The sequence below is a fragment of the Escherichia sp. TW14182 genome, assembly GCF_000208525.1.
Classification (GTDB): domain Bacteria; phylum Pseudomonadota; class Gammaproteobacteria; order Enterobacterales; family Enterobacteriaceae; genus Escherichia; species Escherichia ruysiae.
In genome coordinates this window covers 1-8,578 of sequence record NZ_AEJZ01000259.1, presented here as the reverse complement: position 1 = coordinate 8,578, position 8,578 = coordinate 1, and the positions used below count along the sequence as shown (strand labels likewise).

Sequence of the window (8,578 nt, the reverse complement as noted above, 5' to 3'; positions counted from 1 at the left end):
ACCCTCTCCCCAAAGGGGCGAGGGGACTGTCCGAGTGAATTTTTGCGTTGGTCATAATACTAACCCTCTTCTGTTTGAAGAGGGTAATGATCACTCTGCCACTTTTTTCTTCGCCGCACGCTTCGCTTTGGTTGCAGCGGCTATTTTCTGCGTTTTAGCCGATGGCTTCTTCGCTTTTTTCGCGTCTTTCTTCGCCGCTTTCGGCTTCGCTTTTTTCTCACCACGGAAGGCGCTGTCTGGCTCAAAGTTTACCTTTTTGCCGACCTGACGACGCTTACCGCCTTTTTTGCCTGCATCGCCTTTTTTGGCTTTCTCGCGCGCCGTTTTACCGACGTTGCGCGGTGCACGTTCGCTGGAGATCAGGCTAAAGTCGATTTTGCGCTCGTCCATATTAACCGCTTCGACGCGAACTTCCACGCGATCGCCCAGGCGATAAGTCTGGCCGCTGGATTCGCCCATCAGGCGTTGTCCGACTTGATCAAAGCGATAGTAGTCGTTGTCCAGCGAAGAGACGTGAACCAGACCATCGATGAATAAGTCATCCAGACGAACAAAGAAACCGAAGCCTGTGACGCTGGAAATTACACCTTTAAATACGTTACCAACCTGATCGAGCATGAAGTCACACTTCAGCCAGTCAGCCACATCGCGCGTTGCTTCGTCGGCACGACGTTCCGCCATCGAACAGTGCTGACCCAGTTGCAGCATCTCTTCCATCGAATAATGGTAGCCGCCAGTTTCAGTGGTGTTGCCCTGATGCCCCTGCTCTTTCGCCAGCAGATACTTAATGGCGCGGTGCAGCGTCAGGTCAGGATAACGACGAATCGGCGAAGTAAAGTGCGCATAGGACTGCAATGCCAGGCCGAAGTGACCACGGTTTTCCGGATCATAAATCGCCTGTTTCATTGAACGCAGCAGCATGGTTTGCAGCATTTCTGCGTCAGGACGATCGGCAACCGACTCCAGCAGTTCCGCGTAGTCGCGCGGTTCTGGCTTGTTACCGCCCGGCAGTTCCAGCCCCAGCTCTGCCAGTACAGAGCGGAAAGAGGTAATCGCCTCAGTGCTCGGCTTGTCGTGTATACGGAACAGTGCGGGTTCTTTGGCTTTCTCAACGAAACGCGCCGCCGAGATATTCGCCAGAATCATACACTCTTCAATTAATTTGTGCGCGTCGTTACGCTGAGTCTGTTCGATACGTTCAATACGGCGTTCAGCGTTGAAAATGAACTTCGCTTCTTCGCTCTCAAACGAGATCCCGCCGCGTTCTTCACGGGCTTTATCCAGCACTTTATAGAGGTTATGCAACTCTTCGAGATGCTTAACCAGCGGGGCGTACTGCTCGCGCAGATCCTGATCGCCCTGCAGAATATGCCAGACTTTGGTGTAGGTCAGACGCGCGTGAGAGCTCATCACCGCTTCGTAGAATTTGTAGCCAGTCAGGCGGCCTTTCGACGAAATCGTCATCTCGCACACCATACACAGGCGGTCTACCTGTGGGTTGAGCGAACACAGGCCGTTAGAGAGCACTTCCGGCAGCATCGGGATAACCTGCGACGGGAAGTACACCGACGTACCACGGTTACGCGCTTCTCTGTCCAGCGGCGTTGGCGGACGCACATAGTAGCTGACATCGGCAATTGCGACCCATAAACGCCAGCCGCCGCCGCGTTTTTTCTCGCAGTAAACCGCATCGTCAAAGTCGCGGGCGTCTTCGCCATCAATGGTGACCAGCGGTAAATCGCGCAGATCGACACGGCCTGCTTTTGCTTCTTCCGGCACTTCTTCTTTTAGTCCGGCAACCTGTTGCTCAACAGCCTGTGGCCAGATGTACGGGATTTCATGGGTGCGCAGAGCGATATCAACCGCCATGCCGGTGCCCATATTATCGCCAAGCACCTCGACGATTTTACCCACCGCTTTGGTACGACGAGTCGGGCGTTGGGTCAGTTCGACCACCACCACAAAGCCCATCCGCGCGCCCATGATCTGATCTGGCAGGATTAAGATATCGAAGCTCAAACGGCTGTCGTCAGGAACCACAAAGCCGACGCCCGCTTCGGTAAAGTAGCGACCAACAATCTGGCTGGTTTTTGGCACCAGTACACGGACAATACGCGCTTCACGGCGGCCTTTACGGTCAGCGCCCAGCGGCTGCGCCAGCACCTGATCGCCATGAATGCAGGTTTTCATCTGCTCGCTGGAGAGATACAAATCATCTTTACGTCCTTCAACCCGCAGAAAGCCGTAGCCATCACGGTGACCAATAACTGTACCTTTCACCAGATCGAGGCGTTCCGGCAGCGCATAGCACTGACGGCGAGTGAAGACCAGTTGACCGTCGCGCTCCATCGCGCGCAGGCGGCGACGCAGGCCTTCAAGCTGCTCTTCGCCTTCAATGTGCAGTTCTACAGCCAGCTCATCACGGCTGGCCGGTTTTTCACGTTTGGTTAAATGTTCGAGGATAAATTCCCGGCTAGGGATGGGATTCGCGTATTTTTCAGCTTCGCGTTCCTGGAAAGGATCTTGTGACATCTCGGTTCCTCCGTTGTCATCTCTGATGAAGATTTTCGTCACTCCACCAGCAATAATTTATAAAGCGGTTGATTCTCTTCAACCAAATCGGCAAGCGTGTAGTTATCCAGTTCCGTAAGAAAACTTTGCACGGCCTTAGAAAGTGCCTGTTTCAACCGACAGGCAGGTGTAATGTGGCAAAACTCACTGCTGCAATTCACCAGCGATAAGGGCTCCAGCTCGCGCACCACATCACCAATACGTATCGCACTCGCCGGTTTACCCAGGCGAATGCCGCCATTTTTTCCACGAACAGCAGTCACGTAGCCGGCACGACTAAGTTGATTGATTATTTTGACCATATGATTACGGGAGACGCCGTAGACGTCAGTCACTTCAGAAATACTGGTCATCCGCCCTTCTGGCAATGACGCCATGTAGATCAGCGCACGTAATCCGTAATCAGTGAAACTCGTTAACTGCACATCAACCTCAAAAGGGAAATCGGGAAAAAATACATTTATATTGATGATAAACCAGCCACAAGCTGTGTCGCTAATTTATTTCAGTTTGGGGAAGGAAAAAAGCGAGGATTTAACACTGTGTCGGATAGCATAATGGCTTACCCGACACAGCAATGTATCACACTGTTAGCCCGGCAGGCAAAATATCTGCCAGGCGTACCAGGATTACGCGTCGAACGGGTCGCGCAGAATCATGGTTTCAGTACGATCCGGACCGGTAGAGATGATATCGATCGGCACACCGGTCAGCTCTTCAATGCGCTTGATGTAGTTCAGCGCCGCCTGCGGCAGGCCACTACGATCTTTCACGCCAAAGGTGGATTCAGACCAGCCCGGCATGGTTTCGTAAATCGGCTCTACACCTTTCCAGTCATCAGCTGCCAGCGGAGTGGTGGTCACTTCGCGACCATCCGGCATACGGTAAGCCACGCAGAGTTTCACCTCTTTCAGGCCATCCAGAACGTCCAGTTTAGTCAGGCAGAAGCCAGACAGGGAGTTCAGCTGTACCGCACGACGAACGGCAACGGTGTCCAGCCAGCCGGTACGACGACGACGACCCGTAGTTGCGCCGAATTCGTTACCCTGCTTGCAGAGGAACTCGCCAGTTTCATCAAACAGTTCGGTCGGGAACGGACCTGCACCTACACGAGTGGAGTAAGCTTTGAGGATACCCAGAACGTAATCAACATAACGCGGGCCCAGGCCGGAACCGGTCGCCACGCCACCAGCAGTGGTGTTGGAAGAAGTTACGTACGGATAAGTACCGTGGTCGATATCCAGCAGCGTACCCTGCGCACCTTCGAACATGACGAAATCGCCACGCTGACGCGCCTGGTCGAGCAGGTCAGAAACGTCAACCACCATAGAAGTCAGGATGTCGGCAACAGCCATCGTATCATCCAGAACTTTCTGGTAATCAACCGCTTCAACTTTGTAGTAGTTAACCAACTGGAAGTTGTGATATTCCATCACTTCTTTCAGTTTTTCAGCGAAGGTTTCTTTGTCGAAAAGGTCGCCAACACGCAGACCGCGACGTGCTACTTTATCTTCATAAGCAGGCCCGATACCACGACCGGTGGTGCCGATCGCTTTCGCGCCACGCGCTTTCTCACGTGCGTTATCCAGCGCAACGTGATAATCAAGGATCAGCGGACATGCTTCAGACAGCAGCAGACGCTCACGAACGGGGATGCCACGGTCTTCCAGTTCTTTCATCTCTTTCATCAGCGCGGCCGGAGACAGCACAACACCGTTACCGATGATGCTGGTTACATTCTCGCGGAGAATACCTGATGGAATAAGATGGAGAACGGTTTTTTCACCGTTGATTACGAGAGTATGGCCTGCGTTGTGACCGCCCTGGTAGCGTACAACATATTTAGCCCGTTCAGTCAGAAGATCGACGATCTTACCTTTACCTTCGTCACCCCATTGGGTGCCCAGTACGACGACGTTGTTACCCATTTTTCAAAATCACCGTTTGCTTAAAAATGGATTCTACCATCGCTTTTTCAGAGTTACAGCACTTTTTGCATCCAAAAATGACCTTAATCAGTCTATTTTTTGTTCAGCCAATCGTTTTCCTCAACATGTAGTAGACCACAACGCCCGCAACCACAAGTCCACCTCCAAAACGACGTAAAATATTATCGGGTAAATTGGTCATCGCAGAGATCATCTTCTTCCACGCCTGCGGGTAAAGCATCGGTCCTAAACCTTCCAGTACCAAAACCAGAGCAAGCGCCAGCCAGATTGTCGAATTCATTCATTGTCCTTATAGAAAAAGAAAACCACCGACATCCCTGAGGATGCGGTGGCTTTATTGACCTGTACCGCAGTCGTTATCTTAACGCGTTGCGGAAGTCGGCGTCTTCATGTAGCGGAAGAAATCGCTGTCCGGGCTCATGACCATCACGTCCTGATTGCCAGAGAAGCTGTTCTCATAAGCACGCAGGCTACGGATGAATGCATAGAAGTCCGGATCTTTGCTGAATGCATCAGCAAACAGTTTGGCAGCTTCTGCGTCACCTTCACCGCGCATGATGCGACCCTGACGCTCTGCTTCTGCCAGCGTTCTGGTCACTTCATAGTCGGCAGTTGCGCGCAATTTTTCCGCTTCTTCCTGACCTTGTGAACGATGGCGACGCGCTACCGCTTCACGCTCGGCGCGCATACGGTTGTAGATCGCCTCAGACACTTCGGTCGGCAGGTTGATCTGCTTAATACGCACATCGACAACTTCAATACCCAGCGCCGCCATACTGTTCGGGTTGATGACCGGAACTTTGCCCTTCGTCTCAGCCGTTACACGCTCTGCCGCTTCGGCAATGGCGTTATCCGCTGCTGGGGTAGTAACTTCATCTTCTGTACCCGCAGAACCGGAGTTCAGCGCGTCACGCACTTCCAGAGTCAGACGACCACGGGAGTCGGTGACGATGTCTTTCACGTCCAGGCGACCAATTTCAGAACGCAGACGGTCAGAGAACTTACGTTTCAATAGCACTTCCGCTTGCGAAATGTCGCCACCACCCGTTGCCAGGTAGTAACGGCTGAAATCGCTGATGCGCCATTTGATGTAAGAGTCGACGATCAGGTCTTTCTTCTCTTTGGTCACAAAGCGGTCGGCCTGGTTGTCCATGGTCTGAATACGCGCATCGAGCATTTTCACCGTTTCAATGAACGGTATCTTGAAATGCAGACCCGGCTCATAAACCAGAGGTTTGTTGTCATCGTCACGCAGTACCTTACCAAAACGCAGCGTAATACCGCGCTCACCTTCTTTGACGACAAAGACAGACATGTAAAGCACTACCAGCACGATGATGATAATCGCGATAACTGACTTACGCATCGTTATTCCCCCTGACGCTGGTAGTCGTTACGCTGCGCGTTGGCGCGGCGTTGGTCCATAATATCGCCCTGACTAGTGGACGACGTGTTGCTTGCCCCACTGGTCGTGGAGGAAGAGGCTGGCGGCAGACGCAACAGATTGCTGGCGCCGTTGTCGCTCTTCGCCGCAGGCGCGTTACCCCCTTTCAGCATCTGGTCTAACGGCAGAACCATCAGGTTGCCACCTTTGTCGTTAACCAGCACTTTGCGGGTATTGCCCAACACTTTTTCCATCGTCTCGATATACAGACGCTCGCGAGTAATTTCTGGCGCGGCTTTATATTCCGGCAGAAGTTTAGCAAAGCGCGCGACTTCACCCTGGGCTTCCAGGATAGTCTGAGCCTTGTACGCACGCGCCTCTTCGAGGATACGTTGCGCCTGACCGTTCGCACGCGGCTGAACTTCGTTGGTATACGCTTCTGCTTCACGAATGTATTGCTGTTCGTTTTCACGTGCGGCAATCGCATCGTCAAACGCTGCTTTTACTTCTTCCGGCGGACGAGCAGCCTGGAAGTTGACGTCCAGCAGCGTGATACCCATGTCATACGGGCGGATAGTCTCTTCCAGTTCGCGCTGAGTATCGCTACGAATCACGGTACGACCTTCCGTCAGAATGCGGTCCATGGTGTATTTACCGATAACCCCACGCAGGGCGCTGTCGGTAGCCTGGCGCAGACTGTCATCCGGGCTGGTTACGCTATACAGGTATTTTTCCGGATTGGTGACGCGGTACTGCACGTTCATCTCAACGCGCACCACGTTTTCGTCAGACGTCAGCATCACGCCGGAAGCAGCCAGTTCACGCACGGCTTCCACGTTCACCGGTTTAACTTCGTCGATAAACGTCGGTTTCCAGTTCAGACCAGGTTCAACCAGATGGCTGAATTTACCAAAGCGTGTTACCACGCCGCGTTCGGCTTCTTTAATGGTGTAGAAACCACTGGCCGCCCAGATAATGACAATCGCTGCCGCTGCGATGGTAACGACACGACCGCCAAGCTGCGGGCGCGGGCCTTGCGATGAACTGCCACCGCCAGATCCAGTGCCTTTACCGCCGCCCAGACCACCGAGCTTTTTGCTCAGTTTACGGAAGATATCATCTAAATCAGGTGGCCCTTGATCGCGACCGCCTTTGTTTCCATTTCCCTCAGAGTTGCCGCCAGGTTTGCTGCTTCCCCACGGGTCGCGGTCTTGTCCGTTATTACCGGGCTGATTCCACGCCATGTTTGTGCTCCATATTTGTTATGCGGTGATCCCTGTTGTCTTTCGACGCCAGAGGATATGACTCCACGCTTCAGACGCTTTGCCGGTTAGATCAGGTAATCGATCAACGCCGGTTCTTGTTTACAGAGGCGACGCCAGTCAACAATCGGCATACGAACTTGCAGACTTACGCTGCCGTCCTCCTCCATCCACTCTTTTTCTATTGCCTGAAGCTGATAAAAACGACTTCTCAGACGCCCTTCCTGCGGCGGCAGACGCAATGTATGCTGCGCCACCTCACCGGAAAGCCGCTCCGTCAAAGCCTGAAAAAGCTGTGGTATCCCCGCTCCGGTCTGCGCAGAAAGCCAGACACGGATCGGTTTGTTCTCTTCGTCCCGATCAATACGCGGTTCGAAATCTTCCAGCATATCGATCTTGTTCATCACCAGCAGGGTTGGGATCTCGTGAGCATCAATCTCTTCAAGAACCGTATTCACCGCTTCGATGTTTTCTTGTACACGCACATCTGCCGCATCAATGACGTGCAGCAGCAATGTGGCTTGCCGCGTCTCTTGTAACGTGGCTTTAAACGCCGCCACCAGATCGTGCGGCAAGTGGCGAATAAACCCTACGGTATCTGCCAGCACGGTTTCACCGACATCCGCGACATCAATACGCCGCAACGTCGGGTCGAGGGTGGCAAACAACTGGTCTGCCGCGTAGACCCGCGCTTCGGTGATGCGATTGAAAAGGGTAGATTTACCGGCGTTGGTATATCCCACCAGCGAAACAGTAGGAACGTCGGCTTTGATACGCGATTGCCGCCCCTGCTCACGCTGCTTTTCAACTCTTTCCAGGCGCGACTGTATCTGCACGATGCGATTACGCAACAAACGACGGTCGGTTTCGAGCTGGGTTTCACCCGGACCACGCAAACCGATCCCGCCTTTCTGTCTTTCAAGGTGGGTCCAGCCACGCACCAGGCGCGTAGCCAGATGGCGCAGCTGCGCCAGCTCAACCTGCAACTTACCCTCATGGGTACGCGCACGTTGGGCGAAAATATCTAAAATAAGGCCGGTGCGATCGATGACACGACACTCGCACAAACGCTCCAGGTTACGCTCTTGCGCTGGGCTCAGGGCATGGTCAAAAAGAACGACCGAAGCACCCGTCGCTTTGACAGCTTCCGCAATTTCAACTGCTTTACCTTCACCTACAAAATACTTTGGGTGCGGCGCTTTACGGCTACCGGTAATCACCTGCAATGCTTCGACACCGGCGGAAGAAACCAGAGATTCAAACTCCTGGAGGTCTTCCATATCTTTGTCTTGCGTAAAATAGATGTGTACCAGCACCGCCTGCTCACCAGCATCATAACGGTCAAACAAGCGTAAAACCCTCTAAATAGATCAGCGGGGAACGCAGGATCGCTGGCTCCCCGTGTAAAAAAA

General features: G+C 53.1%; 7 protein-coding genes. All 7 read right to left on the bottom strand.

Annotated elements, in window-relative coordinates; genetic code table 11:
- Positions 1–90: 90 nt before the first annotated feature.
- The 7 genes from rnr to hflX all read right to left on the bottom strand — a co-directional run bounded on the left by rnr (position 91) and on the right by hflX (position 8,515).
- Positions 91–2,532, bottom strand: a complete 2,442-nt coding sequence (gene rnr / locus EQY_RS0119090; protein WP_000076283.1) for a ribonuclease R — start codon at positions 2,530–2,532, stop codon at positions 91–93.
- 38 nt (positions 2,533–2,570) lie between these two features.
- Positions 2,571–2,996, bottom strand: a complete 426-nt coding sequence (nsrR, locus tag EQY_RS0119085) for a nitric oxide-sensing transcriptional repressor NsrR (protein WP_001177639.1) — start codon at positions 2,994–2,996, stop codon at positions 2,571–2,573.
- A 204-nt stretch (positions 2,997–3,200) separates the two neighbouring features.
- Positions 3,201–4,499: an adenylosuccinate synthase gene (gene purA, locus EQY_RS0119080; protein ID WP_000527963.1), complete on the bottom strand. Its 1,299-nt coding sequence runs from the start codon at positions 4,497–4,499 to the stop codon at positions 3,201–3,203.
- Between the two features lie 103 nt (positions 4,500–4,602).
- A complete protein-coding gene (locus tag EQY_RS0119075) occupies positions 4,603–4,800 on the bottom strand; it encodes a DUF2065 domain-containing protein (protein ID WP_001089300.1) in 198 nt (65 codons plus the stop codon).
- Positions 4,801–4,881: 81 nt separating this feature from the next.
- On the bottom strand, positions 4,882–5,886 hold the full coding sequence (hflC, locus tag EQY_RS0119070; protein WP_001232412.1) for a protease modulator HflC: 1,005 nt from the start codon (positions 5,884–5,886) through the stop codon (positions 4,882–4,884).
- 2 nt (positions 5,887–5,888) lie between these two features.
- Positions 5,889–7,148 (bottom strand): FtsH protease activity modulator HflK, encoded by a 1,260-nt coding sequence (hflK, locus tag EQY_RS0119065; RefSeq protein ID WP_000312488.1) that lies wholly within the window; start codon positions 7,146–7,148, stop codon positions 5,889–5,891.
- 86 nt (positions 7,149–7,234) lie between these two features.
- Positions 7,235–8,515: a ribosome rescue GTPase HflX gene (hflX, locus tag EQY_RS0119060; RefSeq protein WP_000460360.1), complete on the bottom strand. Its 1,281-nt coding sequence runs from the start codon at positions 8,513–8,515 to the stop codon at positions 7,235–7,237.
- Between the last annotated feature and the right edge of the window lie 63 nt (positions 8,516–8,578).

Excerpts from the sequence above, each read along its gene's own strand:
- purA (WP_000527963.1), bottom strand. The coding sequence starts at position 4,499 with ATGGGTAACAACGTCGTCGTACTGGGCACCCAATGGGGTGACGAAGGT.
- hflC (WP_001232412.1), bottom strand. The coding sequence starts at position 5,886 with ATGCGTAAGTCAGTTATCGCGATTATCATCATCGTGCTGGTAGTGCTT.
- rnr (WP_000076283.1), bottom strand. The coding sequence starts at position 2,532 with ATGTCACAAGATCCTTTCCAGGAACGCGAAGCTGAAAAATACGCGAAT.
- EQY_RS0119075 (WP_001089300.1), bottom strand. The coding sequence starts at position 4,800 with ATGAATTCGACAATCTGGCTGGCGCTTGCTCTGGTTTTGGTACTGGAA.
- hflK (WP_000312488.1), bottom strand. The coding sequence starts at position 7,148 with ATGGCGTGGAATCAGCCCGGTAATAACGGACAAGACCGCGACCCGTGG.